We start from the raw sequence: 25,813 nt of genomic DNA on the forward strand, positions 1-25,813 counted from the left end.
CCCGACCGAGACGACCAACGCATCGGAAGTCAGACATGGGCCTGATCCACATCGAAATGTTCGCGACCCTCGACCTCGTCGGGCAGGCGCCCGGCGGCCCCGACGAGGACCCGGAGGGGTTCCCGTTCGGCGGCTGGCAGGCGCCCCTGCTGGACGAGGTCTCCGGGGCGCAGGTCGGTGCCGCGTACGAGGGCACGGACGCCCTGCTTCTCGGCCGGCGGACGTACGACATCTTCGCCGCCTACTGGCCGCACCAGAAGGGCGGCGAGGACGGCGAGATCGCCACGCTCTTCAACAGCGTCCCGAAGTACGTGGCCTCCCGCGGCAGGCCCGACCTCTCGTGGGCGGGGTCCACTCAGCTCGGCCCGGACCTGGCCGGCGCGGTGCGCGAGATCCGAGACCGGCACGAGCACGTGAAGGTCGTCGGGAGCCTGAACCTGGTGCAGACCCTCCTGCGTGAGAAGCTCTTCGACCGTCTCGACCTCTGGATGCACCCGATCGTGCTCGGCGTGGGGAAGAAGGTGTTCGACGGCGGCGCGGTCCCCACGAACGTCAGGCTCCTCGAACCGCCCGCCGCCAGCCCGACGGGCACCGTGTACCTGCGCTACGGGCTCGCCGACGGCACGCCCGGCACGGGGGACATGAGCGCACCCGATCGCGGCGTCGGGCGCGGCGACTGACGCCGGCGGTGCATGCGCCCGGTCGGCATTCCGTCACGGCGTCGGCGGTTCGAACCGCCGACGCAGCGACGAAGTGCCTCCCCGGCAAGCGGTGCGGATCCCCGTCCGGCTCCTTCGCCGCCGCGCGGGACGGAATCGTCTTCGACCGCTTGATGCCGCAACAGCACCGCCGTCACATCCGACTCGTCGCGTCATGGCGTCCCACGGCCGAGGGCGGCTCGTGCGGCATCAGTGGTCGTCCCAGTCCTCCACGAAGAACCGGGCTTCGCTGACCACGGTGTCCCCGGCTCTGGCGGCCCGCACGTACATATGGGCCCCGTCCGGTCCCAGGTCGCCGCCGCAGCCGATGAGCAGGTCGATCCGCTGCTTCTCGATGTACCGGGTCAGGTCCGTGTCGACTGCGGACAGCGTCCTGCCGATCAACTCCATTCCGGCGAAGGTGACCTGGGGGCCGGTCCGTCCGTGCACGGTCACGGCCGCCAAGGTGGGGAACCCCTCTAGGTGCCAGTAGTGGGCGGTCACCCCGGCGTCGTGAAACCGGTCCTCGTCCAGGTACCAATGCCCGGCCTTCCCGTGGACCGGCCACGGATAGTGGCCCTGCCGTTCGGCCGGTACCTCGCCGCCCAAGGCGGCCACGACCTGCTGCGGGAGCATCCCGAAGCGGAGCGGACCGATGCTCTCCAGCGGAGTGAAGCCCCAGTGCGGTCTGTCCTGCCCGGCCCTCACCGGCCATGCCCCCGGGTTCGTCTCCCGTTCGCGGACGTCCCGCCATTGGATGACCGGATCGGCCCCGTACGGGTCCCCGGCCAGCTCCGGGCCGACGAACAGGGCGCTGGTGATCACCGCGTCCCTCCGCACCGCGTACCCCTGCGGATCCTCCCCCCACTCCAGTGCGGTGCCCATGGAGACGCCCCACGCGGCGACCTCGGGATCACCGCTCCAGTTCACCCGGACCTCCACCCCCTCGCCACGGGCGAGATCGTGGATGCCCGCGCGCACCTCGGACGGGGGCCGGGCGATCAGTTCCACGTCCCGCAGCCGCACCCGCGGACCGTCGTGCGCCAGGATCGCGACAGCGGCCAGCCGCGTCCCCGGCCCGTAGATCGCGGTCACCCCCAGGTCCCCGTACCGCTGCCAGGACAAGGTGCATTCCCTGCTTCGTGACACGTGGACGTCCGCCCCGTCCAGCGCTGCCTTGACCTGGTCGGGACTCATCCCGAACCGCAGCGGACCCACACCCACCAGCGGATCGAGCTCCCACTGCGCACGCTCTTCGGGCTTCTTGTTCCGCCAGAACATCCCAGCCCCCACGAGGATCCGAACAGCCCGGCGCTCTGCCGGTGATCATGTCCGGCACCCTAGGCGCGCCCACTGACACGGAGGCCCTGGAGACATCGTCGGCGGCGGTTCGCGGCATGTCGCCGCCGGTCACCCCGCGACCGCGCCCGGAACCTCGTCGGAGGCGGCGGGCGTCGCGGCACCGGCGTCCTCCCAGGCGCGCAGGTACGCCTTGATCGCGTGCCGGTTGCGCTGCAGCACCTCGATGCGTCGCTCGATGCTGCTGAGCTGACGTCGCAGTCCGTCAAGGTCCTTCGCCGCCGGGCAGGACCGGACCTCCGTCCCCTCCTTCGCGGCATCGAGGCAGGGCAGGACCTCGCGGATCATCTCCGTCGTCAGGCCGGCTTCGAGGAGTTCGCGGATCTGCAGGACGCGGTCGATGGCGGGCTCGCCGTAGCTGCGGTACCCGTTGGCGCTCCGGAAGGGGTGGAGGATGCCGACCTCCTCGTAGTAGCGGAGCAGCCGCGGCGCGACACCCGTCTTCTCGGCCAGGTCCCCGATCTTCACATCGCCCTCCTTGGCTGGGCATCCGTACGGACGGTGCGCCTCGCCGCCGCACCGCGGGCGACCGGCGTCGCCGCTTGACCTTCACACTAATGGAAAGGTTTAGCTTCTTGCACGGCCCCGGAGCTGCCGGCGCGGGGTGACCGGGACCGTGCCGAGAAGATTGCGAGATCAACGATGCCGACAGGCTCCAGCAAGGGATGGACCGCTGACCGAATGGCCCCACAGGAGGGCCGCACCTTCGTCGTGACGGGCGCGACCAGCGGTCTCGGTCTGGTGACGGCGCGCGAGCTCGCCGCGCACGGCGGCCGGGTACTGCTCGCCGTCCGTGACACCGCACGGGGGGAAGCGGTCGCGTCCTCGCTGCGCGGGGCGTATCCCGGCGCCGAGGTCGCGGTGCGCCGGGTCGATCTGCTGGACGTGGACTCGATCCGCCGGGCGGCGGAGGAGATCGGCGAGGAGGAGTCCGTCGACGTACTGGTCAACAACGCGGGCATCTCCATGGTCGGGCACTCCGTGACCGCGCAGGGCGCCGAGCGCCACCTCGCCGCGAACCACCTCGGCCACTTCGCCCTCACGGCGCTGCTGGAACCGGTGCTGCGCCGGTCGCCGGCGCCGCGGGTGGTCACCGTGACGTCGTACATGCACGAGAAGGGCGAACTCGACCTGGACGACGCCGCGTGGTCGCGGAAGTACACGCCCCTCGCCGCCTACTCGGCATCGAAGCTGGCCAACGCGGTCTTCGGCGTGGAGCTCGCCCGGCGCGAGCGGTCGTCTTCGTCGCCGATCACCAGCGTTCTCGCGCACCCCGGCTACAGCAACACGCCGATGCAGAGCAAGGGCACCGGGCCCGTGGGGATCGCCATGCGCGTGTCCGGCAGGCTCTTCGCGCAGAGTCCGGAGAGGGGAGCCCTGCCCCAGCTCTACGCGGCGACCGAGCCCGATCTCGCCGCGGGCTCCTACATCGGACCTGACGGCAAGGGCGGACGATCCGGGCATCCCGTCCCCGTGCAACTGTCGGCGGCGGCCCAGGACCCGGAGCTCGGACGCCGGCTGTGGGAGCGCTCGCAGCAGCTGACCGGGGTCCGCTGGCACACCGCCTGAGTCCGTACGGGCCGTCCGCGGAGCGCCCACTGGGGCCGCGGGCCGGGCATGTGCGTGTTCCGCCCCACCCCGGAGCTTCAGGGGTGGGGCCGGGCGTGCCGCGTCACCAGGCGCTGGCGCCGCCGTCGACGGCGTAGTTCGCCCCGGTGATGTAGGAGGCTCGGTCGGAGGCGAGGAAGGCGGCGAGGTCGACGATCTCCTCGGGTCGGGCGAAGCGCTTGAGGAGGGTCTTGCCGGTGATCGCGTCGCGGGCGGTCTGGTTGTCGCCGAGGTCGCGGTCGCTGGCAGGGGTCAGGACGGGGCCGGGGCTGATGGCCACCGCGCGGATCCCGTGCGGGGCGCCTTCGAGCGCGAGTTGCCGGGTCATGCCGATGACGCCGGCGTTGGCAGCGGTGTGCCCGACCATCGGGGGGTTCTCCCCGGCGATCATGCCGGCCATGGAGGCGACGTTGATGATGACGCCGCCCCCGCGGCGCACCAGGTGGGGCCAGGCGAATTCCGAGACGAAGAAGGGGATGTCGAGTTCGCCGGTGATGGTGGCGTGCCAGTCCTCGACGGAGAAGTCGGGCAGCGGGCCGAAACGCAACGAGGCGGCGTTGTTGTAGACGACGTCGAGCCCGCCGTAGGCGGCCGCGGCACCTTCGACGAGGCGCCGCACTTGCTCGGGGTCGGTGAGGTCGACCGGAGCGATGCCGGTCATCTCGCCGCCCGCGCGGCGGACGAGTTCGGTCGTCTCCTCGTTGGCGTCGGGGTTGATGTCGGCTCCGACGACCTTGGCGCCTTCTCCGGCGAACACCTGGGCCGCGACGCGGCCCATGCCTCCGCCGGTGCCGGTGATCAGCACGATCTTGCCGTCAAGAAGAGGTGTCATGGGAGTGCTCCTGGTCTGTGCGGGTGTGCGGGTGTGCGCGTGCGGGTGTGCGATGCCGTGGCCCCCCCCGGGCGCTCGCTGCGGGCGGGCGCCCGGGGTGCGTGCCACGGCCTGGTGAGGCGGGCCGTGCGAGCGCTACTTCGTGGTGGGGGGAACGGTGCCGGGAGGCGTCCCACCGCGGAGCTCGTCCAGGAACACCCCGAAGTTGCCCTCCGACCAGTGCTCGACGGACTGGCCGTGGATGACGCGGTCGATGGAGATGCCGCTGAGCTGGACGTCGCGGCCGGAGGCGGGGATGCCGAAGACCGTGCCGGTGTGACGCCCCGCGAAGCTCCAGCGGGTGACGACCTTGTCGCCCTCCACGATCTGGTCCAGGACGGTCATCTTGAAGCCGGTGAGCCCGGCCTTGATGTTGAGGTCGCCCGTGATCCAGTCGTCCCGGTTCTCGGGGCCGTTGAAGCCGTGGAGCACCAGGTCCTTGGAGATGTAGCGGTCGAATCCGGCGGCCAGGTCGCCGTTGTAGCTGGCGTAGTACGCCGAGGTGACCTGCAGCGGCGAGAGGTAGTGGTGGTGGGCCGCGTGGCCGGACGAGGCGGCGTTCGGTGCCGGGCTCTGGGCCGCGGCCGGCACGGCCACGGCGGTCAGGGCGGCGGCGACGGCGAGGCCGGTCATGGCGGCCGGCACCTTCTTGCGTCCCATGGACGTGGGAGTGACGGGGGCGGATGCGGCCTCACGGGTCTTGTGGAAGATCACGGGGCACTCCTCAGCTGATCATCGGTGCCCGAGAGCACCGAAGTGATTGACGCGTCAAGCATCCCTCTCGAGCTTGACAAGCGTCAAGCGATTTCCGGTGGGGGCCCTCCCGCGGTCACCCGGCCGGTGACCGGCATGGAAGACTTGGATCACCGGCGATCGCCTCGCCATCCCGCCGGGGATTTCGGACGCGCGCGCCGCCCACCAGGCGCGATGCGCCAGTACCGGGGGCATCACCGGCGCGGTGACCGAGGGGGAGTGCGATCGACGTCAGCCGGCCGACGCCGAACGGAGCGATGCCAGAGTGACCGACGGAACACCGGATCAGGCGCCGGCGGCGACGGCGCGCGGGAAGTACGCCCCCGTCCGGCTGCGCGAGAGCGAGATCCTCCGGCGGGGCCTGGACACCTTCGCCGAGCTCGGCTACGCCGCCACCACCATGCGGGAGTTGGCCCGACGGCTCGGCGTGAGCCACAACTTCGTCCACGAACGGTACGGGTCGAAGGGCGACTTCTGGCGCGCGGTGGTGGACTTCGCGCTGCGGGACGCCCAGCCCGCGCTCGACCGGCTCCTGGCCGAGTGCCACGACGACGGCGAACGCCTACGGGCCGTCGTCGTCCACCTGTACCGCCTCGCCGCGAACGACTCCGCCATGAACCGGTTGCTCACCGACGAGTCGACCCGGGACTCCGGTCGCCTGGACTATCTCCACCAGCGGTTCATCAAGCCGTTCTGGGACAGCATCGAGCCGACGGTCGACGGCCTCATGACGGCGGGCCGCATGCCGCGCGTCCCCCCGCACGTCCTGTACTTCGCCGTCACGGGCCCCGCGCTGGCCCTGGCGCAAGACCCGATCGCCGACCGGCTCAACCCCGACGAACTCCCGACGGTGGAGCGCGACAGGAACACCATGGCCGACGCGCTCTCCGCGCTTGTCCTGCACGGACTGCTTCCGCCCTCGGACCACGGGCCCGTCACCGGCCGGTCCGGGCGGGCCTGACAGCCGGGGCGGTCGCGTCAGGAGGCGATCCTCGCCAGGGCCGCGGCGAGCGCCTTGAGGTCCAGGCCGTCGAGGTGGTCGAGGAAGCGACGCCGTACGGAGGCCAGATTGGTCGGCCACGCCTCCCGCAGCCGGGCGAGGCCGGCGTCGGTGAGGACCGCGTTCCAGCCGCGGGCGTCCTGGGTGTCCTTGACGCGCTGGACGAGCCCGTCGCTCTGCAGCCGGTACACGGCCCGCGTCATCCCGCTGAGCGACCGCTCGCAGGCGACGGCGAGATCGGTCATCCGCATCTGCCGCTCCGGTGCCTCGGACAGGTGCATCAGGGCCATGTACTCGGTCAGTGGAAGCCGCTGCTCGCGGACCAGATCGGCGTCCATGGCGCGGGGCAGGGCGTAGATGACGCGGTGCAGCGACCGGATGACCGCCTCTTCATCAGGGCTGAGGGGCGTGATTCCCTCCGGGGCCGCTTCCTGCTGCGGCATGACGTCAGACATGACTCAAGATTACTTGCTTCGAGAAGTAAGCGAACGCTTTTTCGCCGTGATGCGGCTCGCATCCACGGCGGCCGCCGAGCAGAAGGCGATCGCGCGGTGCGCCGTGACTGCCTACACTCCCGGGCATGTCATGCCGCATCAGCGAGCTGGTCATCCACGCCGCCGACGCCGAGAGGCTCGCCGCGTTCTGGAGCGAGGTCCTCGGCTACGTCGAACTCGGCCGGGAGGACGACGGAAGCATCGAGATCGGGCCGCCCGGCGTCGGCTTCGGCGGCCCGCAGCCCACCCTCATCCTCAGCCCGAGCAGCAATCCACGGACCGGGAGGCTCCCGCTGCACATCGACGTCAACCCGGTCGACCGCGACCAGGACGCCGAGCTGGAGCGCTTGCTCGCGCTGGGCGCGAGGCCCGCCGACGTCGGCCAGACCGGCACCGAGAGCTGGCACGTGCTGGCCGACCCGGAAGGCAACGAATTCTGCCTCCTGCGCCGCAGGCTCCAGCCCCTCTGACACCACGGGGTCCGGGGCGGCCGGGGGAAGCCGGGTTCCGTCGGCTCAACGAGTCAGAGCCTGGGCGCGCAGGCGGGTGAGGATCCGCGACAGGAGCCGGGAGACCTGCATCTGCGAGACGCCCAGGTGGGCGCCGATCTCGGCCTGGGTCATGTCGTGCCCGAAGTGGAGGGAGAGGATCAGCCGATCCCGCTCGGACAGCTGCCGGATGAGGGGCTTGACCGCCTCGATGTCGTCGACCTTGCCGTAGGCGGCGTCGTCGTAGCCCAGGCGCTCCGCCCAGGCAGTGCTGCCGTCGTCGTCCTCGGTCGCCGGCGCGTCGAGCGAGGCGGCCGAGTAGGCGTTGGCGGCGGTCAGGGCCTCCAGCACCTGCTCCTCGGTGATCTCCAGGCGGGACGCCAGTTCGGCCGTCGTCGGGGCCCGGTCCAGTTCGGCTTCCAGGGCGTCGGTGGCCTTGGCCACCTCGATGCGGAGTTCCTGCAGGCGCCGGGGCACGTGGACCGACCAGCTGGTGTCGCGGAAGAACCGCTTCATCTCGCCCACGATGGTCGGCACCGCGAAGGTCACGAACTCCACGCCGTAGGCGGGATCGAACCGGTCGACCGCCTTGATGAGGCCGATCGTGCCCACCTGCACGATGTCCTCCATCTGATCGGCGCGCTGGGAGAACCGGCGGGCCGCGAAGTGCACCAGCGAGGTGTTCATCTCGATGAGCGTGTTGCGCACGTACTGGTACTCGGCTGTGCCCTCCTCCAAGGCCTGCAGCCGGGCGAACATCACCTTGGAGACCTGCCGGATCTCGGGCGGCGTCATATTGCCCGGCACCTCGGGAAGCGCGTCCGCAGCGCCGTGCTCCTGCGTCGCCGCGACACTGCCACCGGCCACTGCGATCTGCATCTCGGCAACCCTCCTCGTCGGTATGTTCCAGCCTGCACCCTCGGTGCGTCACCCGCCTACCCCCGCCCAAGCCCGGCAGTCCACGGGTTCCCGCGCACGAGTGAGTCACGAGTGAGTGGTGTTTGCGACGCCGCCCAGCGGTCAGGCGAACCACAGAACATGACCTCGATACCTGGGAAGGTGAGCAGCATGGCCGCCAATGAGAAGGCCAAGGCGAAGACCGAGCAGGCCGTCGGCAAGGCCAAGGAGGCCGCTGGAGAGGCCGTGGGCAACGAGCGGCTGACCGCCGAGGGCCGCATGGAGCAGGCCAAGGGCGACGCGCGCCAGGCCAAGGAGAAGATCAAGGACATCGGCCGGCACTGACGACCGGCACCGAGCTCATGTCCGTGGGGCGGCCCGAGCGGGTCGCCCCACGCTCATGCCCGGTCTCACGGCCCGTCAGGCAGGCGTCCGAAAGGGGCTATGCTGCCCCGCACCAGCCAGAGAGCGGACGGGATCCAGGGCGCCGGCCCCGGCCCCGGCCACGGTCCCAGCGGGAGCGAGTGCCCCACCCGGGCGCGGGGCTCGCCTCGAGAACGAACGGAACACCGCGCATGCCTCAGCCGTCCCAACGTCGTATCGCCATCTTCGGCGCCGGCTACATCGGCCTGGTGACCGGGGCCTGCTTCGCCGAACTGGGTCACGACGTCGTGGTCCGTGACGTCCAGCCGGAGAGGATCCGTCTCCTCGAGGCGGGTGACGTGCCGATCTACGAGCCCGGCCTCGGAGACCTGATCGCCCGCAACAAGGAACGGCTGACGTTCACCCTGGACGCAGAGGTAGCCGTCAGGGACGCCGAGGTCGCCTACGTCTGCGTGGACACCCCGCCCACGGCGTCGGGGGACGCGGACCTGTCCCGGGTGTGGTCGGTGATCGACGCGCTGAAGACCGCGTCGCACCTGGCGGCGGTCGTGGTCAAGAGCACGGTGCCGGTGGGCACCGCGGTGCGGGTGCGCGCCGCCCTGGACGCTGCCGGCCTGACGCACGTCGGCTACGCCTCGAACCCGGAGTTCACCGCCGAGGGCAAGGCGGTCGGCGACTTCCTGCACCCGGACCGGATCGTCATCGGCGTGGACGACCCGGCCACCGCCGACCTGGTCAGGAGCCTGCACCACGGCATCGACGGCCCCGTGGAGGTGATGGACACCGCGTCCGCCGAGATGGTCAAGCTCGCCGCGAACGCCCTGCTCGCCACGAAGATCACGTTCACGAACGAGATCGCGACGATGTGCGAGGCGACCGGAGCCGACATCGAGCACGTGACCCGCGCGATCGGCCTGGACCACCGGCTGGGCCCGTACTTCATGCAGGCGGGCCTCGGCTACGGCGGCAGTTGCTTCCCCAAGGACTCCAGGGCGCTGCGGGCGATGGCCAGCAACGCCGGCTACGCCTTCCAGCTGCTGACCGCCGTCATCGAGGTCCACGACCTGCAGCCGCGGCGGGCGATCCAGCGGCTGAAGGCGGAGCTGGGCGGCCTGGGCGGCACGACGGTCGCCCTGCTCGGCATGGCCTTCAAGGCCGGTACGGACGACATGCGCGAGGCGCCCAGTACGGTCATCGCGTCCCGGCTGCTGGCCGAGGGCGCCACGGTCCGGACCTGGGACCCCCTCGCGCAGCCCGGCGACGTCGAACCGTGGTCGTCGACGACCCGCCACGCCACCCCTCTGGAGGCGATGACCGGGGCCGACGCGGCGCTGATCGTCACCGAGTGGCCCCAACTGGCCGAAGTGCCCTGGGAGCAGGCCAGGGACGTCATGCGCCGGCCGCTGGTGTTCGACGGCAGGAACGTGCTGGACCCGGCCGGCATGGCAGGGCTGGGCTTCACGTACATGAGCGTGGGCCGTCGCACGGTCTCCGGCTGACGGCTGACGGCCCGCGGGGGCCGGAGCGCCGGGAGCCCGGGCCGGCCCGCCGGCGTGGTCGCCCGATCAGCTGTTGAGGCGGCGCAGTGCCACGGTCCGCCGGGCATCGCGTGTCTTCGCCGTGGCGGGGGGTCGCGTGGCTTCTGCGCGTGCCATCGCAGCGAGGCGCGCGAATTGCTCACCCATGCCCCTGGTTCCGCTCAGCGGGGTGAGGCCGTGCGGCCACACGGCCTTGGCGAGCGCGACGTGACGGGCGCCGCCGAGGATGACGACGGGGTCGACGGTGGCGATCCGGAGGTCTTCCGCCTGGGCGCGGAGAACTGCGTCGGTGACCGCGTCGGCGTGCCCGTGCGGGGTGTCGTACGGGTCGATCTCGTCGTCGAGGTCCAGCAGGCCGTACCGGGCGGAGAGGATCACGAGCCGGTCCGGTTGGAGCGCCTCGGCGGCCTTCCGGCACGCGCGGTGGTAGCTGCCGATGTACATGTCGGCCGCCCTGGCCCGGTGGTCCAACTTGCGGGAGCCGCAAGGGATGACGACCAGCTCCGGTCGGAAGCCGTCGGTGTACTGCGTCGGAGTCATGCAGGTTCCTTCCGGGTCCGTCTGCGCTCGGACGCGACGGACGCGAGCTCTCGCGCGGTCCGTCCTCGTCCCGTGCCACGAGGTGCAACACGGCGGGGGGAGAGGGCCGTAGCGGAAGGACATGCCATCGGGCCCTCACATCCGGACGTACCGCGGAGCGGGGCGGGTCCAATAGGTGACCGGTCGTATAGTTCTCGTATGGGAAGCACCAGTGGCTCCAGAGTGAAGATTCTGAGCGCCGCTCACACGCTGTTCGACCAACGCGGCTACGCGGCGCTGGGGCTGGCGGAGATCTGCAGGGCGGCCGGAGTGCCCAGGGGCAGTTTCCACTACTTCTTCGCCTCCAAGGAGGCACTCGCGCTCAGCGTCATCGACGAGCACTGGAACGCGCAACGACGCGCCTGGCTCCGCCTCCTCGATCCCGACGCGGAACCCCTGTCGCGGTTGCGGACGCTCTTCGAGGCCACCAGCGCCCAGCAAGGTGCGGGACAACGGGACTGCGGCATCGTCGCGGGCTGCATGTTCGCCAACTTCGCGGTCGAGTCGGGCGAACTGACGGAAGTCGTCCGCGAACGCCTGCGGGAGATCTTCGAAGCGCAGGTCGGCATGGTGGAGTCGGTCGTCGTCGAGGCCTTGCGGCGGGGCGAGGTGACGGTCCCGGACACGCGGGCGGCCGCCCGTTCCGTGGTGGCACAGCTCGAGGGCCGGGTCCTGTTCGCCAAGCTCTACAACAGCACGGCGCAGCTCGGCCCGCTGTGGGTCAACTGCCTTGCGCTGCTGGGTGCCCGCAGCCCTCGGGCGCCCGCCGCATGAGACGGCGTGGTGCCGGTGTGCGGCCTGGGAGGTTGTGCCTCTCAGGAGGGAGCAAACAGGTCGTGGCGTCGGCGCGGGTCGCGCGCGCACGATGGCAGGTGGAAAGCCGGGGAACGGCGGTTCCGCCGTCGTCGTCCTGGGGTCCTCGGGGAACCGCGGCGACCGCGGTCCGCGCGGCGCATGACCGGGAGGTGTCCCATGTTTCACAAGCAGCCTGGAGCGGGTCCGCTCACGGTGCTGGTGTTCGTCTTCCCGGGGGTGCGGCTGCTCGACGTGACGGGCCCCATCGAAGTCTTCGCCTCGGCGAACGAATGGGGCGGACCGTACCGGGTGCAGGTCGTGTCCGAGGACGGGGCGGAGGTGGTCACCGCCGCCGGGACGCGTCTCAGTGCCGACCTGTCCGTCGCCGACGTGCACGAGACGTGCGACGTCCTGGTGGTCCCGGGCGGCCCGGAATGGGAAACCGTGATCAAGGACGACGCCCTGCTGGACGCCGTACGGGGACTGAGCGGGAAGGCTCGCTGCACGGCATCGGTGTGCACCGGGGCCTTCCTGCTGGCCGCGGCCGGGCTGCTGGACGGCCGGCGGGCGGCGACGCACTGGAGGCAGACCCGGGAACTGGGGCTGCGCTACCCGTCCGTGGAGGTCGAGCCGGACGCCATCTTCGTCCGCGACGGGAAGATGATGACCTCGGCCGGCGTCAGCGCCGGCATCGACCTGTCCTTGGCTCTCGTCGAGGAGCACTACGGGGCGGAGGTCGCCCGGGCGGTCGCCAAGGACATGGTCGTCTTCATGCAGCGACCGGGCGGCCAGTCCCAGTTCAGCGCGCGCTCCCGGCTGCCGCACCCGCGCCAGGAGATGCTCCGCGAGGTCCTGGACTCGGTAGCGGAGAACCCCGGGGACAACCACTCCCTGACGGCCATGGCCCGCAGGGCCGGCGTCAGCGTCCGGCACGTCACGCGGCTGTTCTACGACGAGGTGGGCACCAGTCCGGGACGGTACGTGGAGCAGGTCAGGCTGGAGGCCGCCCAGGCGATGCTGGAGACCGGTGACGACCCCATGGCCGTCGTGGCGCGGCGCACGGGATTCGGCTCGCCCGAGTCCCTGCGCCGGGCGTTCGTACGACACTTGGGCGTGACGCCGGCGGCGTTCCGGGCCAGTTTCCGGACGACCGGCCTGGGCGCCGGGGACCTGAGCCCGAGGGCGGGCGCGTAGCACACGGCGATGTGCGTCATGGCCGGCCGTGAGCGAGGCCACGGGCAACAGGCTTCCGGGAGTTGAACGCTTGGGAAACAGCGGCCCTCGGCCGTTGTGAAGCCTCCTTCTCGGGTAGGAGTCGCAGGCGGACGTCGGCGGCCCGGAGCGAGCAGAAGGCGATCACCATGACTTCCATCGGTCCGACTCCCGAACCCGGTCGGCGCGGGCGACGTGCGCCGGCCTGCCCCGAAGCAGAGGTGCCGCGGGCACGGAGCGCGGTGGAGGACACCGAGGCGGTGCATCCGGAGCCGACACCCCTGAACGACGATGAACACGCCTGCACGCTGCCGCACTTCCACAGCGCCCTGTCCCTCATGCGGCGAAGGGTGCGGAAGATCCTGGCCGAGTGGGAGATGGCCCCGCCGGTCGCCGAGGACGTGCTGCTGGTCATATCGGAGCTGGCCACCAACGCCATCGTGCACACCGACGGCCCCGCGGGCCTGCGTCTGTCGTGGACCGAGGTCGACGGGCGCAGCGCGCTGCGCGTCGAGGTCACCGACTCGGGTCCGTCGGAAGGGCTCCGCGCGGCGGCGGGCGCCACCGACCCGGACGAGCACGGCCGGGGCCTCGGCATCGTCAGGGCCCTGTCGGCCCGGCACGGCGTCCGTTCCGACTACGCCGGATTCACGCACTGGGCGGACCTGTTCGCCGCTTAGAGACCTTCGCGCCGCGGCTCCGTCCGGTCAGCCGACCCGGGAGGCGCAGGCGAGGAACGGTCCGGCCGCCTTGCTCCACGACTCGCCCCGGGCGAGAGCGGCAGTGCCCTCCGTACGGAGTGAATCGACCACGGGCGTGAGGAAGTCCGCCCACCAATGCTCTACGGCCTCGGGCTTCAGGCCGATCGTGGCGACCGCCGCGCGCACCCTGTCCTCGAGGACCGCGGCGCCCTCGTCCAGGTCGGTTCCCGACCACTCGTCCACGTGCTGGGCCACCAGAGCCCAGGAGATCCGGATCATGCGCCGGATCGTACGGCCCGCGGCCGGCACGCCGTCGCAGCGGCCCCCTACGACGGACACCCCCGGGAGGACGGTCCCAGGGGTGTCGTACGCCGTCGCGGGAGTGGTCAGCGGAAGGCCGACTCCACGAGCTCCTTCTGCTGCGCGGCATGCCGCCGGGCGGAGCCCACCGCGGGGGCCGAGGCGGACGGCCGGCTGACGCATCCGAGGGGGCGGCCCGCCAGCCGTTCCACGTGCGGCCTGACGAAGGACCAGGCCCCTTGGTTCTCCGGCTCCTCCTGCACCCACCGCACCTCGGCGTCACGGGGCAAGCGGGCGAGCTCCGCGCCGAGTTCCTCGTCCGGGAAGGGGTAGGGACGCTCCAGCCGGATGATCGCGGTGTCCCGCAGGCCGGCGTTCCGCCGGTACGCGTCCAGGTCGTAGAAGACCTTCCCCGAGCACAGCAGCACGCGCCGGGCCTGTGCGCCGTCGACGTCCCGGTCCGGTACGACCGGTCGGAAGGAGCCCGTGGTGAAGTCCGCCAGCCCCGAGGTGGCCTCCTTCAGCCGCAGCATCGACTTGGGGGTGAACACCACCAGGGGCCTCCTGCGCTCACCGAGCGCCTGCTGCCTGAGCAGGTGGAAGTAGTTCGCGGGCAGCGTCGGGACGGCGACGGTCATGTTCCCCTGCGCGCACAGCTGGAGGAACCGCTCGATCCTGCCGGAGGAGTGGTCAGGACCCTGTCCCTCCAGTCCATGGGGCAGCAGCAGCGTCACCCCGGAGCGTTCGCCCCACTTCTGTTCCGACGACGCTATGTACTCGTCGACGACGCTCTGCGCGCCGTTGGCGAAGTCGCCGAACTGGGCTTCCCACAGCACCAGCGCGTCGGGTCGCTCCAGCGAGTAGCCGTATTCGAAGGCCAGGGCCGCCATCTCGGACAGCATCGAGTCGTAGGGGGAGAAGCCCGCGCTGTCCGCGCCGAGGCCGTTCAGCGGGGTGTGCTCCGCGCCGGTGCGCCGGTCGGTGAGCACCGCGTGACGCTGGCCGAACGTGCCGCGGCGGGAGTCCTGTCCTGACAGCCGCACCGGCACCCCCTCCATGAGCAGGGAGCCGATCGCCAGGGTCTCGGCGGTGGCCCAGTCGATCGTGCCGGCGTCCAGCATCGTGGCGCGCCGGTGGAGCTGCGGCAGGACGCGCGGGTGCACGGTGAAGTCGGCGGGCTGCCCGGTCTGGGAGGCGATCACATGCCGGGCGGCCGCCTCCGTGATCGCGGTCGGCACCGGCACCGCGGTGTCGTCCCGGTGGTCCGCGGGGGTGGCGGGCTTCGGGGAACCGGCCGCCGTCAGGGCCCGCGTCTCGGCGAAGGCCTGCTCCAGGCGCTCCCGGTAGTCCCGCAGGGCGCCTTCGGCCTGCCGCTCGTCGATGGCCCCCCGGTCGACCAGGGCCTGGGCGTACAGCTTGCGCACCGAAGGCGTGGCGTCGATGCGGTCGTACATGGCCGGCTGGGTGATGGACGGGTCGTCGACCTCGCTGTGCCCGTGGCGCCGGTAGCAGATCAGGTCGATCACGACGTCCTTGTGGAACGCCTGGCGGTAGTCGAAGGCCAGGCGTGCGATCCGCACGACGGCCTCGGGGTCGTCCGCGTTGACGTGGAAGATCGGGGCCTCGACCGTGCGCGCGACGGCGGTGGCGTAGGTGCTGGAGCGGCCGCTGGCGGGCGAGGTCGTGAAACCGAGCTGGTTGTTGATGACGACGTGCACCGTCCCGCCGGTGCGGTAGCCGGGCAGCTGCGACATGTTCAGCGTCTCGGAGACCACGCCCTGCCCGGCGAACGCGGCATCGCCGTGGACGACGACCGGCAGGACGGGGAACGCCGCGCCGTCGCCGTCGGCCAGGTCCTGCTTGGCGCGCACGACCCCCTCGGCCACCGGCCCGACGATCTCCAGGTGGGAGGGGTTCGCCACGACGGAGACGGCGATCGCGCCCCCGTCCAGGGCGTGGTAGGTCCCTTCCGCGCCGAGGTGGTACTTCACGTCGCCGGTCCCCTGGGCCGACAGGATGTCCACCGCGTCCTCGAACTCGTGGAAGATGTTCCCGTACGACTTGCCGATGATGTTGGCCAGGACGTTGAGCCGGCCCCGGTGGGCCATCCCGATGACCGCCTCCCGCATCCCGTGCCGGATGCTGCGGAGCAGCAGGGCGTCGAGCAGCACGATCGCCGACTCGCCGCCTTCGAGCGAGTACCGCTTCTGGCCGACGTACTTGGTCTGCAGGAAGGTCTCGAAGGCCTCCGCGGCACCGAGCCGGTAGAGGACCTGCAACTGGTCGGCACGGTCCGGCCGGGGCGAAGGCGCCTCGATCCGCTCCTGCACCCAGCGGCGCTCCTCGAAGGCCTGGATGTGCATGTACTCGGCGCCCACCGTCCCGCAGTAGGACCTGCGCAGGACGTCCAGCACGCCGCGCAACGTCATGGTGTCGCGCCCGGCGAAGCCGTCGACGACGAACTCCGCCTCCAGGTCCTCGTCGCGCAGCCCGAAGGCCGCGATGTCGAGCTCCGGGTGCGTGGTCACCCGACCGGCCGCCAGGGGATTGGCGTCGGCCACCAGGTGTCCGCGTACGCGGTAGGCGTGGATGAGCGCGGCGACGCGCACGGCCTTGGCCGCCGCTTCTCGCGCGTCCTCGTGCGCGGACGGCGTGCCGGCACGCTCCTGACGTCCGGCGGTGGCGGCGGGGGAGACGAAGAAGTCCCTCCACTGCTCGTCGACCGATCCGGGATCGCGCAGGTAGCGCTCGTACAGTTCGTCCACGAGCCATTCGTTGAGGCCGAATTCCGGTCCGTGGAGTGCCGGTTCTTCGGCGCTGGATGTCGACGCCACTGGGTGGATCGCCTTCTTTCCTCATTCGGGACAGCCGATGGCGGGCGCAATCGCAAGGGCCCCGTCAACCGCGCATGGCTCCCGGTGGGGGAGCGGCCCCGTCCCGTGCCGGCGGGGTGCGCGCATCGCTGACCGTGTGGCACCACCGACCTTAGGACGGTGCCGGGCCGACGCCGAGGGCCGAAGGTGCCGGGGAGGCGTCACATCAGGACGTTCCCCCGCGCCGTGCCGGGCCGGTGCGTCCGGCGCCCGCTGGGTTCCGCGGGCCGGACGTCCTCATGTGAGGGTGTCATGGCACGCGCAGTGATACGGAGGGAGCCGAACGTCACCGTAACGTCGTAGGGCCAACGAGCCGACGGCTGCGGCCCCGGCCCGTGAGCTGTTGGGCCTGGGGGCCGGTGTGCCGATTGCCGACGGCGATTCCCGATGCGAGGAAAGAAGCGTTCTCCGCCGTGACATCCGACCCCAGCGATACCCGGTCCCTCCCGCCCCGGAGCGACGCGGGGCCCCGGCACGCCACCCATGCACGTCCCCGGCTGCCGGCCTTGACCGGGACGCGACGTCCGCACCTGGGCCCCAGCTGGTTCGCGGCGGTCATGGGCACCGGCATCGTCGCCAACGCGGCGGTCACCCTGCCGCGGAGCTCCGCCTGGCTGCGCGACGCGGCCACGGTGGTCTGGGCGGGCGCCGCACTGCTCCTGGTCGTCCTCGCGGCCGGCTACCTCAGGCAGCGGACGCTGCGGGTGCACGCCGGCGATCCGATGCTGGCGCCGTTCCTCGGGGCCCCTCCGATGGCACTGCTCACGGTGGGGGCGGGCGCGCAACTGCTCGGCCGGCAGGTGCTCGGAGCGCGTACGGCCCTGAACGTGGACTGGGCGCTGTGGTCACTGGGCACCGTACTCGGCCTGGCGGCGGCCTGCGCGGTGCCGTACGTGATGGTCACCCGGCACCGCTTCGCTCCGGACGCGGCGTTCGGCGGCTGGCTGATGCCGGTGGTGCCGCCGCTGGTCTCCGCGGCGACGGGCGCCCTGCTGGTCCCGCACACACCGGCAGGGCAGCCGCGGCTGGCCCTGCTGCTCGGCTGCTACGCGATGCTCGGGCTCGGCCTGGTGGCGGTCCTGCTGGTACTGGCGATGGTCTTCAGCCGGCTGGTCCACCACGACGCACCCACGGGAGCGGTGGTGCCCACGGTGTGGATCGGCCTGGGCGCCGTCGACCAGGCGGTCACGGCGATGGGCTCGCTGGCCACGGCGGCGCCCACCGCGCTGCCCGCTCCGTACGCCCGGGCCGCGGCGGCGTTCGCGCTGCTGGGCGGAATCGGGCTGTGGGGCTTCGCGATGCTGTGGCTGGTGCTCGCCGCGGCGCTAACCGTACGGCAGCTGCGCGCGGGACTCCCCTTCGCGCCCAGCTGGTGGTCCTTCATCTTCCCGCTCGGTGCCTGCGTCACCGGCACGGGTGCCCTCGCCACCCGCACCGGATCACAGCCCTTCGTGTGGACCGCCGTCGTGCTCTACGTCCTGCTCGTGGCGGCCTGGGCGGTGGTGGCCTGGCGCTCGCTGCACCACGCCGCCGGCCACGTCGCCCCGCGGGGCGTCCGCAGGGAAGCCCGGACGTGAACACCTCCGTGGGTCGCCTCAGCCCGTGGTGGGACGCGGGGCGCGGGGGTGGATCCTCGCACGCTGCACCTGCGCGTGATGGGGTTCCTGCACGCCGGCCTCGGTGACGTGGAGGACGGTGCCGCGCACCGCGGTGGCCGTGGGCGAGGCGAGCCCGTCCGCCGCCGTGAGCACCGTCGCCCGGGTGCCGTCCGGGTAGATCACGTCGACGCGGTTCGCGGCGTTGACCGCGGACAGCACCACGTCGGACCGGTCGGACCGGTCGCCGAGGAAGCTGAAGTCGTCCATGCCGGCCGTGCCCCCGGCCACCTGGTGGAGGGTGCCGGGAGCGGCGCGAGGGCCTGGTCGGTGAGCCGGTGGAGCGCCTTCCCGCCTGCCGTGGGTACGGCCCGGATGGTGCCCTTGCGGCTGTCCGCGACGTAGAGGGTGCGCGCGCCGGGGTCGACGGCCAGTGCGTTGGGCAGGCCGTCGGCCGGCAGTGCGGCGATGCGGCGGACGGTGCGGCTGCCCGGGGCGAGCTTCCGGACGCCGGCGCGCGCGGGGTCGCTCGACCAGAGGGTGTGGTGGACCGTCCCGTGGGCGCCGCGGGTGTTGCCGGTGAAGGTGTCGCCCAGGACGCCGGTCACCAGCACCGTCCGGTGCCTGCCGGAGGCGCCGAGGCGCACCAGTTCCGGGGGGCTTGCCGGCGAAGCTTCCCCGCATCGAGAGGGTCAGCGACCCGTCCGGGTCGACGGTGATGTTCTCCGGCGCGTCACCGGTGGAGAAGCCGGACGCCGCCACGGTCCCCGGCGAGCGCCGCTGGGGGGTGAGAAGGCCGATCATCGCATCTTTCGTGTTCGGGAACGTCCGGGCAGGTCGCCGTGCCCCCGCCACGCGGGGCCGTCGCTCGCGGGTGGCGGCCGGTGGAAGCGACTCTTCCGCCGCGACCGCGACGGTGGCAGGCCGCACCGGGCCGGGGAGCGGCGTTCCGGGGTGCCGTACGGCCAGGCATGGTGCGACCGCCGCGTGCTTGACGCGTCAAGCACTCTGTTAGGGTGAGGACGGCAGTCCGGAAGGCGCGCTCACGCTCTCCGGCGATGGTCCGTCCCGGCGGACCCGGCGCGTGACCGCGTCGTACGTCCACCGGAGGAAGGTCATGGCACCCGCAGGATTCGAGACGGCCGACGACACGGCACGGCGGGCGGGCAATCCGCTGCGCCGGCTCACGATCGACGAACTGCGGCGCCGCAAGGGCATCAAGTGGCGTCACCATCCGGCGGACGTCCTGCCGCTGTGGATCGCCGACATGGACGCGACCCCGGCCCCCGCGGTCGTGGACGCGGTGTCCCTGGCCTTCGAACGCGGGGACACCGGCTACCCGCCCTTCGACGCGACGATGGCGGAGGCCTGGGACCAATTCGCCGCCAAGCGCTGGGGATGGCGCATGGCGACGGAGCGGACGATGGTCGTCCCCTCCGCCCTGACGGGCATCGCCGAGACGCTCAAGGTGACGACGGAGCCCGGGGACGTGGTCGTCGTCAACTCCCCGGGGTACGGGCTCCACCGGCACATCGCGGAGGGACTGGGCCGCCGCGTCGTGGAGGCCCCGCTGGGACCCGACCACCGCATCGACCTCGAGGCGCTGCGGGCCGCGTTCGGCCGGACGGCCGACGGCGGCCGCCCCACGGTCTTCCTGCTGTGCAGCCCCCACAACCCGACCGGGACGGTCCATACGGCGCAGGAACTGGCCGCGGTGGCGGGACTGGCGCGGCAGTCCGGGGTGCGGGTCGTCTCCAACGAGATCCACGCGCCGCTCGTCCCGTCCGGCGCGCACCATGTGCCGTACCTCTCGGTCCCCGGCACCGAGGACGCCGTCGCCGTCTACTCCGCCTCCAAGGGGTGGCACCTGTCGGGCTTCCGCGCCGGAATGCTCGCCTGGGCGCAGGAGGCGGACGACGTCCTGCGACGCATCCCCCTGAGCGTCGCCCATGAGCTGAGCGGCATCGGCGTCATCGCCCAGACCGCCGCCCTGCGGCTCGGCGGTGGCTGGCTGGACGCGCTGCTCGCCGGCCTCGACGACAACCGCCGCCTCCTCGGCGAACTGCTCGAGCGGCACCTTCCCGGCGTCCGGTACCACCGGCCCGAGGGGACGTACCTGGCGTGGCTGGACTGCCGCGCCCTCGGCCTCGGCGACGATCCCGCGGCCGCCTTCCTGGAACGCGGCCGGGTCGCCCTCTCCCCGGGCCTGGAGTTCGGCTCGGGCGGCGCGGGGCACGTACGCCTCAACTTCGCCACGTCGCCGGAGATCCTCACCGAAGCCGTCCGCCGGATGGGCACGCTGGCCTGATCCCGGCCGGCCCCGGGCCGCCGCCCGATCCTCGCCGTCTCCGTGACGACGCATGCCGTCCCGCGGGCCGGCACTGCTCTTCAAGGGGAACCACCTTGCTCAACACCACTGCCATACACGCCGGTTCGATGTTCGACGGGTTCACCCGCTCAGGACCTGCCACGGTCCATGTCAGAGGTGACCGCATCCTCCGCGTGGACCGCACCGGCGCGCTGCCGACCGACGGCACCCCGGTCGTCGACCTCGGCCCGCGGACATGCCTGCTGCCCGGCCTCATCGACACCCACACCCACCTCGCGTTCGACGCGAGCCCCGACCCGGTGACCTCCCTGACCGCGAACGGCGACCCGGACCTGCTGGCGCAGATGCGGGCCGCGGCCCAGGCGGCGCTCCGGGCCGGCATCACCACCGTCCGCGACCTCGGTGACCGCGACTACCTCTCGCTGACCCTCGTCGAGGAGTTCGCCCGGGCCCCGGAGCACGGGCCGGAGATCCTCGCCGCGGGCCCCCCGCTCACCACGCCCGGCGGGCACTGCCACTTCTTCGGCGGCGAGACCGAGGGCACCGAGGCACTGCGCGCCGCGGTGCGCGAGCGCCACGCCCGCGGCTGCGCCGTCATCAAGATCATGGCCAGTGGCGGCAACATGACGCCCGGTTCCGTGCCCCCGCACGTCTCCCAGTACGGCCCGGAGGACCTGCGCGCGGTCGTGGACGAGGCACACCGTCTCGGCCTGCCGGTGGCCGCCCACGCACACGGCGTCCAGGCCATCAGGGACGCCCTCGACGCGGGCGTCGACAGCCTGGAGCACGTCACCTTCCTCGGCGCCGACGGCGCCACGTACGACCCCGACCTCGCCGCGGCCATCGTGGACAGCGGCACGTTCGCCAGCCTCACCCTGGGCATGGCCCCCGGCGCGGCGTTCAACCCGCCCCCGGCCCTGGCCGCGCACGTCCGGACCATCCTGAACACCTTCGGCAACCTGCACGCCGCGGGCGCCGACGTGGTCATCGGCTCGGACGCGGGCATCGGGCCCGACAAGCCCCACGACGTCCTCCCGCACGGCGTCGGCGCCCTCGTCCGCCTGGGCGTGGCCCCCGCCGACGCCCTGATCTCCGTGACCAGCCTGGCCGCCCGGCTGTGCCGTGTGGAGGGCCGCAAGGGACGGATCACCGCCGGTGCCGACGCCGACCTGCTGGCCGTCGACGGCGATCCCGTCAAGGACCCCGCAGCGCTCCTCGACGTGCGGGCCGTCTTCCGCGCCGGCATCCGGGTGCGCTGACCTCCGCCGGAGGGCAGCGCCCCGCGTGACGTCGGCGACCGGGCTGTCAGTGGTGGGCGGCCGTCCCCCCAATGGCGTATCCCCGCGTGCTGTGCTCATGATGGTCGCGTAGGGCCCGACGTTCAGCTCTGCCCCCGCCGGCGTGTACAGCCTGGAGGGCAGGCCATCTGCCCTTTGCCCGCACGCTCACCGCTGCGGGAGAACCCACGGCCCCTGGGTCGTGCGCGGCGTCGCCGGTGCGACAGCGTCCACTGCTGTCGTCTCGCCCTGGTCACGCGCACGGGTGGCCTGCGGCAACACCTCGACTTCCCTCGTACGAATCACTTCAGGTGGGTGAATCGTGGATACACCAACCAGGAAAACCGGCAGGTTCATCGCGCTCATCGCAGTGCTCGCTGCCGTCCTGCTGGTCTGCCCGAGCGCGAGCGCCGGAGCGTGGGGCGACAGCCGCGGGCAGGACACGGCGGTGGGAGAGTCTCCCTCCCCGTCGTCCTTCCCGCAGGCGAAACCTCCCCCCGGTTTCACGTCCAAGTACGCGGAAGTGAACGGCTTCCGCATGCACTACCTGCGAGGCGGCAAGGGTTCACCGGTCGTGCTGATCCACGGCTTCCCCCAGTCGTGGGCCGAGTGGCGGGACCAGATGGGCCCGCTGTCCAAGAACCACACCGTGATCGCGGTCGACCTTCGCGGCGCCGGCAACTCCGAGGTCACCAGGGGCGGTTACGCGAAGGCGCAGATGGCCAAGGACGTGCATGAGCTGCTGAAGCAGTTGAAGCTGAACAACGGTGTGCAGGTGGTCGGGCACGACGTCGGTCTGTGGGTCAGCTACGCCTACGCGGCCCAGTGGCCGAAGGAGGTGCGCCGCCTGGCCGTCATGGAGGCTCCCATCCCGGACGACAGCCTGTACCGCTTCCCGGCGCTGGAGGCCAACCCGAAGACCCCCTCGATGTGGCACTTCGGCCTGTTCCAGCTGCCGCTCGCCGAGCAGCTCATCTCCGGTCACGAGCGCGTCTTCGTCCAGGGCTTCATCGAGGAGCTCCTGGCCGACAAATCGGCGTTCTCGAGGGACGACTACGACTTCTACGCCCATTACCTGAAGGAGCCGGGCCGCACGGTGGCCTGGATGAAGATGTACCGCGAGCTCCGCGGGGACGTGGACCAGAACAAGAAGTTCCTGGCGGAAGGCAAGCTGCGGATGCCGGTCCTGGCGATCGGCGGCCAGGCGTCGTTCGGCGGCAAGATCGCCGACCAGTGGCGTGACTACGCCGTGAACGTCGAGGGCCGGGTCATCAAGGGGTCGGGTCACTGGGTGACCGAGGAGAAGCCCCAGGAAGTGACGAACCTGCTGCAGTCCTTCCTGCAGAAGTAGGTTCCGCCGTGAACGGCGGTCCTCGCGGCAACCGTGACGGTGCCCACGGCACCTCAGGCGCCGCCGCTCTGCTGCTCGGCCGGCTGCGGAGCCGGTGCGCGGGGCAGCAGTTCGCGACGCGCCAGTGCGACCAGGGTCCGCAGGGCGATGCCGCCGATGAAAACGGTGATGGCGGCGAGGAACACGTGGGTGTACGTCCCGGCCCCGGGCGGACGCTGGCGCTCCACCCAGTGGATCGCGACGGCGGCGACCGCGGCCCAGCTGAAGGTGAACGCCCATGTGCTGGGCATGAAGGGGAGCTTCAGGTAGGCGGGGAGCAACCGCAGCTGGGCCAGCACCATCAGCAGTCCGTAACCGCCGAGGAAGGCCGCGACCCCGTCGATGGACTCGGTGAACAGCGCGAAGTAGGCGGTGCTGGCCACGGCCGCGGGGGCGACCTCGATCGCCAGGGTCGGCAGCAGCGGCGGGGGCGGCAGGGGGCGGAAGAACAACCGTCCCATGATCACCGAGCCGAGGATCATCCAGCAGACCACGCCGAGACCGAACATCACCTGCCCCAGCCGCTGCTGCCCAACTGCCCCGGCCGACGCCGCGGCCAGCAGACCACCGGCGACCGTGGGCAGGAAGTAGCCGGGATGAAAGCGGTCGACGTCGATCCGCCCGTAGATCCACTGACCGGTGAACCAGGCGCCGAGCAGCACGGTGAGGACGAGGAACACGTCCACCAGCACCCGCCCGGCCGTGGGCGCCCGGCCGTAGAGGCCGTTCGCGGCGATCACCATGGGGACGATGACGCACAGCGATGCGAAGGGTCCGGCCGCGGCGTCGGTCAGGTCCCGCGCCAGGGACCGTGCCCGCACCGCGTGGTGGAGATAGACGGCCGTCACCAGCAACCACACGGCGGCCGCCAGGACCAGCAACGCGTCCCCGACGCCCCGTGGCACGCGACCGGCCCCGGCGGCGGTCAGCCAGGCGTCCGCCAGGCCGACGAGACCGAAGGGCATGCCGAAGAAGTTCAGGGGAATCGGTCGATTTTTCACGGTATGGGAAACTATCCCACTATTTCCCTCACCGGTCCTTGCGGCGCATGACCGGACGGGCCCCGCCCCTCACGCTCCATGGCCTCCAGGTACAGCTCCACGAACCGGGCGACGTCGGCCCCGAGCGCCACGTCCACCAGCGGACGCTCGCGGGGCCCCTCGTGAATCTCGGACTCGCCGACGCGCAGGCGGCGGTCGACGACGGTCCGGCCCCTGCCGGGTCCCGGGCCGAGCGAGACCTCGACGGGCAGACGGCGCATGGTCAGCCCCTCGGTTCGTCGCTCTGGGGGCGCGGCTACTCGTCGCGGGCCCTGAGCCGGGCGCCTTGGGGACCGCGCACCGGTTGCGCAGGGGTGGGGGCCTTCGCGCCGTGCCGGAGTTCGTCCTCCACCGTCCGGTCCCGGCCGGCCAGCACGCCCGCGGCGATCTGCGGCACGAGCAGCAGGAGCATCGCGGCGACGGGCAGGTCCCACCCGCCGGTGTGCTGGTAGAGGGCTCCGATGAGGATCGGCGCGGGGACGGAGAGCAGGTAACCGGTGCACTGCACGAAGGCGGAGAGCCGTACGACGCCGGGGCCGGTGCGTGCGCGCATCCTGATCATGGTGAGGGCCAGTGAGAAGGCGCAGTTGGAGACCCCGATGAGCACGGTCCACACCCACGGCGCGGCACCGGGCGCCGCCCACAGCCCCGTGTAGCCGACGACCCCGAACAGGCCCAGGACGACGACGAGAGGTCCCTGACCGGGCAGCCGTCCGCCGATCGCGGGCAGGACGAAGGACATGGGTACGCCCACCGCCATCGACACCCCGAGCATCAGGCCGGCGGCGGAGGCCGGCACACCCGCGTCGCGGAGGATCTGCGGCAGCCAGCCCATGGCGACGAAGGCGGCGGCCGACTGGAGGCCGAAGTAGACGGTGAGCGCCCAGGCCGTCGGACTGCCCGTGATGCGGCCCGTCGACGTGGCCGGAGTCCCGGCGAACGCACCGGCGGCGGCCGCGGCGTGCCGGGACCGGTCCCGTACCAGGGGCAGCCAGGGCAGCACGGCGACGGCGCCGACCGCGCCCCAGGCGGCCAGGCCGAGCCTCCAGTCGCCGCCCAGGGCGCCGGTCACCGGGACGCTGAGCGCGGCGGCCAGGGCCGTACCGCAGGAGAGGGCCATCGCGTACAGGCCGGTCATGGTGCCGACGCGGCGCGGGAACCAGCGTTTGACGACGACGGGCATCAGGACGTTGCCGACGGCTATGCCGCTCAGGGCGAGCGCGCCGGCGGCGAGGAACGGCACGGTGTGCCCGGTGAAGGGGCGCAGGAAAAGGCCGGTCGCGACCAGTGCCATGCCCGCGCAGATCACGGCCGCCGGACCGTACCGGCGGGACAGCCGGGGCGCCGTGGCGCCGAACACGGCGAACGACAGGGCCGGCAGGGAGATGAGCAGGCCCGCCACCGTGCCGCTCATGCCGAGGGAGGCACGGACCTCCTCCAGCAGGGGGCCGAGGCTGGTGATCGCGGGCCTGAGGCTGAACGCCGACACGAACAACGCGCCGCCGACCAGCAGTTGGACACGCCGCGGGCCGGGCGCGGCGGGTGCGGCGGTGTCCGCCGCGGTGACGCGGGTGCGGCGCGCCCGGACCCGCAACCGGTAGAGCCCGGCACCGAGTGCCGCCCCGATGATGG

26 protein-coding genes are annotated in these 25,813 nt (G+C 72.0%); 13 read left to right on the forward strand and 13 right to left on the reverse strand.

Annotated features, from left to right (window positions below):
* Positions 1 to 35: 35 nt before the first annotated feature.
* Positions 36 to 680: a dihydrofolate reductase family protein gene (locus ACFYYN_RS18695; protein WP_500546685.1), complete on the forward strand. Its 645-nt coding sequence runs from the start codon at positions 36 to 38 to the stop codon at positions 678 to 680.
* A gap of 228 nt (positions 681 to 908) precedes the next feature.
* Here the strand turns inward: ACFYYN_RS18695 and ACFYYN_RS18700 are convergent, their stop codons facing one another.
* Both ACFYYN_RS18700 and ACFYYN_RS18705 read right to left on the reverse strand, forming a co-directional pair.
* Positions 909 to 1,979 carry a hypothetical protein gene (locus ACFYYN_RS18700; protein WP_500546686.1) on the reverse strand — a complete coding sequence of 357 codons (1,071 nt, stop codon included), beginning with the start codon at positions 1,977 to 1,979 and terminating at the stop codon, positions 909 to 911.
* Between the two features lie 129 nt (positions 1,980 to 2,108).
* Entirely contained in the window at positions 2,109 to 2,525 is a 417-nt protein-coding gene (locus ACFYYN_RS18705; protein WP_500546687.1) for a MerR family transcriptional regulator, read from the reverse strand.
* 174 nt (positions 2,526 to 2,699) lie between these two features.
* Here ACFYYN_RS18705 and ACFYYN_RS18710 point away from each other — a divergent pair, with 174 nt between their 5' ends.
* Positions 2,700 to 3,626, forward strand: coding sequence for an oxidoreductase (locus ACFYYN_RS18710; protein WP_500546688.1), 927 nt, complete (start codon positions 2,700 to 2,702; stop codon positions 3,624 to 3,626).
* Positions 3,627 to 3,729: 103 nt separating this feature from the next.
* On the opposite strand, the gene ACFYYN_RS18715 is transcribed toward ACFYYN_RS18710, so the two are convergent.
* Both ACFYYN_RS18715 and ACFYYN_RS18720 read right to left on the reverse strand, forming a co-directional pair.
* The gene (locus ACFYYN_RS18715) at positions 3,730 to 4,497 is read right to left on the reverse strand and encodes an SDR family NAD(P)-dependent oxidoreductase (protein ID WP_500326039.1); all 768 of its coding nucleotides are present in this window, start codon (positions 4,495 to 4,497) and stop codon (positions 3,730 to 3,732) included.
* 135 nt (positions 4,498 to 4,632) lie between these two features.
* On the reverse strand, positions 4,633 to 5,250 hold the full coding sequence (locus ACFYYN_RS18720; RefSeq protein WP_500546689.1) for an ester cyclase: 618 nt from the start codon (positions 5,248 to 5,250) through the stop codon (positions 4,633 to 4,635).
* A gap of 304 nt (positions 5,251 to 5,554) precedes the next feature.
* Between ACFYYN_RS18720 and ACFYYN_RS18725 the strand changes: the two genes are divergently transcribed.
* Positions 5,555 to 6,250 carry a TetR/AcrR family transcriptional regulator gene (locus ACFYYN_RS18725; protein WP_500546690.1) on the forward strand — a complete coding sequence of 232 codons (696 nt, stop codon included), beginning with the start codon at positions 5,555 to 5,557 and terminating at the stop codon, positions 6,248 to 6,250.
* Positions 6,251 to 6,267: 17 nt separating this feature from the next.
* On the opposite strand, the gene ACFYYN_RS18730 is transcribed toward ACFYYN_RS18725, so the two are convergent.
* Entirely contained in the window at positions 6,268 to 6,744 is a 477-nt protein-coding gene (locus tag ACFYYN_RS18730; protein ID WP_500326033.1) for a MarR family winged helix-turn-helix transcriptional regulator, read from the reverse strand.
* Between the two features lie 125 nt (positions 6,745 to 6,869).
* On the opposite strand from ACFYYN_RS18730, the gene ACFYYN_RS18735 reads away from it, so the two are divergent.
* Positions 6,870 to 7,253, forward strand: a complete 384-nt coding sequence (locus ACFYYN_RS18735) for a VOC family protein (RefSeq protein ID WP_500546691.1) — start codon at positions 6,870 to 6,872, stop codon at positions 7,251 to 7,253.
* A gap of 45 nt (positions 7,254 to 7,298) precedes the next feature.
* Here ACFYYN_RS18735 and ACFYYN_RS18740 read toward each other — a convergent pair whose 3' ends face one another.
* A complete protein-coding gene (locus ACFYYN_RS18740; RefSeq protein WP_500546692.1) occupies positions 7,299 to 8,150 on the reverse strand; it encodes an RNA polymerase sigma factor SigF in 852 nt (283 codons plus the stop codon).
* A 189-nt stretch (positions 8,151 to 8,339) separates the two neighbouring features.
* On the opposite strand from ACFYYN_RS18740, the gene ACFYYN_RS18745 reads away from it, so the two are divergent.
* Together ACFYYN_RS18745 and ACFYYN_RS18750 are read left to right on the forward strand one after the other, a co-directional pair.
* The gene (locus ACFYYN_RS18745) at positions 8,340 to 8,513 is read left to right on the forward strand and encodes a CsbD family protein (protein ID WP_499509936.1); all 174 of its coding nucleotides are present in this window, start codon (positions 8,340 to 8,342) and stop codon (positions 8,511 to 8,513) included.
* 230 nt (positions 8,514 to 8,743) lie between these two features.
* Positions 8,744 to 10,051 (forward strand): UDP-glucose dehydrogenase family protein, encoded by a 1,308-nt coding sequence (locus ACFYYN_RS18750; RefSeq protein WP_500546693.1) that lies wholly within the window; start codon positions 8,744 to 8,746, stop codon positions 10,049 to 10,051.
* Positions 10,052 to 10,117: 66 nt separating this feature from the next.
* Here ACFYYN_RS18750 and ACFYYN_RS18755 read toward each other — a convergent pair whose 3' ends face one another.
* The gene (locus ACFYYN_RS18755; protein ID WP_500546694.1) at positions 10,118 to 10,630 is read right to left on the reverse strand and encodes a DUF6884 domain-containing protein; all 513 of its coding nucleotides are present in this window, start codon (positions 10,628 to 10,630) and stop codon (positions 10,118 to 10,120) included.
* A gap of 198 nt (positions 10,631 to 10,828) precedes the next feature.
* On the opposite strand from ACFYYN_RS18755, the gene ACFYYN_RS18760 reads away from it, so the two are divergent.
* From ACFYYN_RS18760 to ACFYYN_RS18770, 3 genes are all read left to right on the forward strand, one after another.
* Complete coding sequence (locus tag ACFYYN_RS18760; RefSeq protein ID WP_500546695.1) at positions 10,829 to 11,443, forward strand: TetR/AcrR family transcriptional regulator; 615 nt, start codon at positions 10,829 to 10,831, stop codon at positions 11,441 to 11,443.
* A 198-nt stretch (positions 11,444 to 11,641) separates the two neighbouring features.
* The gene (locus tag ACFYYN_RS18765; RefSeq protein WP_500546696.1) at positions 11,642 to 12,658 is read left to right on the forward strand and encodes a GlxA family transcriptional regulator; all 1,017 of its coding nucleotides are present in this window, start codon (positions 11,642 to 11,644) and stop codon (positions 12,656 to 12,658) included.
* Positions 12,659 to 12,918: 260 nt separating this feature from the next.
* Positions 12,919 to 13,356: an ATP-binding protein gene (locus tag ACFYYN_RS18770; protein WP_500546697.1), complete on the forward strand. Its 438-nt coding sequence runs from the start codon at positions 12,919 to 12,921 to the stop codon at positions 13,354 to 13,356.
* 27 nt (positions 13,357 to 13,383) lie between these two features.
* Here ACFYYN_RS18770 and ACFYYN_RS18775 read toward each other — a convergent pair whose 3' ends face one another.
* Both ACFYYN_RS18775 and ACFYYN_RS18780 read right to left on the reverse strand, forming a co-directional pair.
* The gene (locus tag ACFYYN_RS18775; RefSeq protein WP_500546698.1) at positions 13,384 to 13,656 is read right to left on the reverse strand and encodes a hypothetical protein; all 273 of its coding nucleotides are present in this window, start codon (positions 13,654 to 13,656) and stop codon (positions 13,384 to 13,386) included.
* Positions 13,657 to 13,763: 107 nt separating this feature from the next.
* On the reverse strand, positions 13,764 to 16,511 hold the full coding sequence (locus tag ACFYYN_RS18780; protein WP_500546699.1) for a multifunctional oxoglutarate decarboxylase/oxoglutarate dehydrogenase thiamine pyrophosphate-binding subunit/dihydrolipoyllysine-residue succinyltransferase subunit: 2,748 nt from the start codon (positions 16,509 to 16,511) through the stop codon (positions 13,764 to 13,766).
* Between the two features lie 545 nt (positions 16,512 to 17,056).
* Between ACFYYN_RS18780 and ACFYYN_RS18785 the strand changes: the two genes are divergently transcribed.
* Positions 17,057 to 18,127: a TDT family transporter gene (locus ACFYYN_RS18785; protein ID WP_500546700.1), complete on the forward strand. Its 1,071-nt coding sequence runs from the start codon at positions 17,057 to 17,059 to the stop codon at positions 18,125 to 18,127.
* Positions 18,128 to 18,145: 18 nt separating this feature from the next.
* Here the strand turns inward: ACFYYN_RS18785 and ACFYYN_RS18790 are convergent, their stop codons facing one another.
* Complete coding sequence (locus tag ACFYYN_RS18790) at positions 18,146 to 18,436, reverse strand: hypothetical protein (protein WP_500546701.1); 291 nt, start codon at positions 18,434 to 18,436, stop codon at positions 18,146 to 18,148.
* 826 nt (positions 18,437 to 19,262) lie between these two features.
* Here ACFYYN_RS18790 and ACFYYN_RS18795 point away from each other — a divergent pair.
* The 3 genes from ACFYYN_RS18795 to ACFYYN_RS18805 all read left to right on the forward strand — a co-directional run bounded on the left by ACFYYN_RS18795 (position 19,263) and on the right by ACFYYN_RS18805 (position 23,102).
* Complete coding sequence (locus tag ACFYYN_RS18795; RefSeq protein ID WP_500546702.1) at positions 19,263 to 20,453, forward strand: MalY/PatB family protein; 1,191 nt, start codon at positions 19,263 to 19,265, stop codon at positions 20,451 to 20,453.
* Positions 20,454 to 20,647: 194 nt separating this feature from the next.
* Positions 20,648 to 21,733 carry a metal-dependent hydrolase family protein gene (locus tag ACFYYN_RS18800; RefSeq protein WP_500546703.1) on the forward strand — a complete coding sequence of 362 codons (1,086 nt, stop codon included), beginning with the start codon at positions 20,648 to 20,650 and terminating at the stop codon, positions 21,731 to 21,733.
* A 340-nt stretch (positions 21,734 to 22,073) separates the two neighbouring features.
* Positions 22,074 to 23,102, forward strand: a complete 1,029-nt coding sequence (locus ACFYYN_RS18805) for an alpha/beta fold hydrolase (protein ID WP_500546704.1) — start codon at positions 22,074 to 22,076, stop codon at positions 23,100 to 23,102.
* Between the two features lie 53 nt (positions 23,103 to 23,155).
* Here the strand turns inward: ACFYYN_RS18805 and ACFYYN_RS18810 are convergent, their stop codons facing one another.
* From ACFYYN_RS18810 to ACFYYN_RS18820, 3 genes are read right to left on the reverse strand one after another with little or no spacing between them, the layout of a single operon-like run.
* The gene (locus tag ACFYYN_RS18810) at positions 23,156 to 24,142 is read right to left on the reverse strand and encodes an SLAC1 family transporter (RefSeq protein WP_500546705.1); all 987 of its coding nucleotides are present in this window, start codon (positions 24,140 to 24,142) and stop codon (positions 23,156 to 23,158) included.
* An 11-nt stretch (positions 24,143 to 24,153) separates the two neighbouring features.
* Positions 24,154 to 24,402: a hypothetical protein gene (locus ACFYYN_RS18815; RefSeq protein WP_500546706.1), complete on the reverse strand. Its 249-nt coding sequence runs from the start codon at positions 24,400 to 24,402 to the stop codon at positions 24,154 to 24,156.
* Positions 24,403 to 24,437: 35 nt separating this feature from the next.
* The gene (locus ACFYYN_RS18820; protein WP_500546780.1) at positions 24,438 to 25,775 is read right to left on the reverse strand and encodes a CynX/NimT family MFS transporter; all 1,338 of its coding nucleotides are present in this window, start codon (positions 25,773 to 25,775) and stop codon (positions 24,438 to 24,440) included.
* Between the last annotated feature and the right edge of the window lie 38 nt (positions 25,776 to 25,813).

The sequence above is a fragment of the Streptomyces sp. NPDC001902 genome (assembly GCF_042891295.1).
In the GTDB taxonomy this organism is placed as follows: domain Bacteria; phylum Actinomycetota; class Actinomycetes; order Streptomycetales; family Streptomycetaceae; genus Actinacidiphila.

Coding starts and splice junctions, on each gene's coding strand:
- ACFYYN_RS18695 (WP_500546685.1), top strand. CDS start 36: ATGGGCCTGATCCACATCGAAATGTTCGCGACCCTCGACCTCGTCGGG.
- ACFYYN_RS18700 (WP_500546686.1), bottom strand. CDS start 1,979: ATGTTCTGGCGGAACAAGAAGCCCGAAGAGCGTGCGCAGTGGGAGCTC.
- ACFYYN_RS18710 (WP_500546688.1), top strand. CDS start 2,700: ATGCCGACAGGCTCCAGCAAGGGATGGACCGCTGACCGAATGGCCCCA.
- ACFYYN_RS18715 (WP_500326039.1), bottom strand. CDS start 4,497: ATGACACCTCTTCTTGACGGCAAGATCGTGCTGATCACCGGCACCGGC.
- ACFYYN_RS18730 (WP_500326033.1), bottom strand. CDS start 6,744: ATGTCTGACGTCATGCCGCAGCAGGAAGCGGCCCCGGAGGGAATCACG.
- ACFYYN_RS18735 (WP_500546691.1), top strand. CDS start 6,870: ATGTCATGCCGCATCAGCGAGCTGGTCATCCACGCCGCCGACGCCGAG.
- ACFYYN_RS18740 (WP_500546692.1), bottom strand. CDS start 8,150: ATGCAGATCGCAGTGGCCGGTGGCAGTGTCGCGGCGACGCAGGAGCAC.
- ACFYYN_RS18745 (WP_499509936.1), top strand. CDS start 8,340: ATGGCCGCCAATGAGAAGGCCAAGGCGAAGACCGAGCAGGCCGTCGGC.
- ACFYYN_RS18750 (WP_500546693.1), top strand. CDS start 8,744: ATGCCTCAGCCGTCCCAACGTCGTATCGCCATCTTCGGCGCCGGCTAC.
- ACFYYN_RS18755 (WP_500546694.1), bottom strand. CDS start 10,630: ATGACTCCGACGCAGTACACCGACGGCTTCCGACCGGAGCTGGTCGTC.
- ACFYYN_RS18760 (WP_500546695.1), top strand. CDS start 10,829: ATGGGAAGCACCAGTGGCTCCAGAGTGAAGATTCTGAGCGCCGCTCAC.
- ACFYYN_RS18765 (WP_500546696.1), top strand. CDS start 11,642: ATGTTTCACAAGCAGCCTGGAGCGGGTCCGCTCACGGTGCTGGTGTTC.
- ACFYYN_RS18775 (WP_500546698.1), bottom strand. CDS start 13,656: ATGATCCGGATCTCCTGGGCTCTGGTGGCCCAGCACGTGGACGAGTGG.
- ACFYYN_RS18795 (WP_500546702.1), top strand. CDS start 19,263: ATGGCACCCGCAGGATTCGAGACGGCCGACGACACGGCACGGCGGGCG.
- ACFYYN_RS18815 (WP_500546706.1), bottom strand. CDS start 24,402: ATGCGCCGTCTGCCCGTCGAGGTCTCGCTCGGCCCGGGACCCGGCAGG.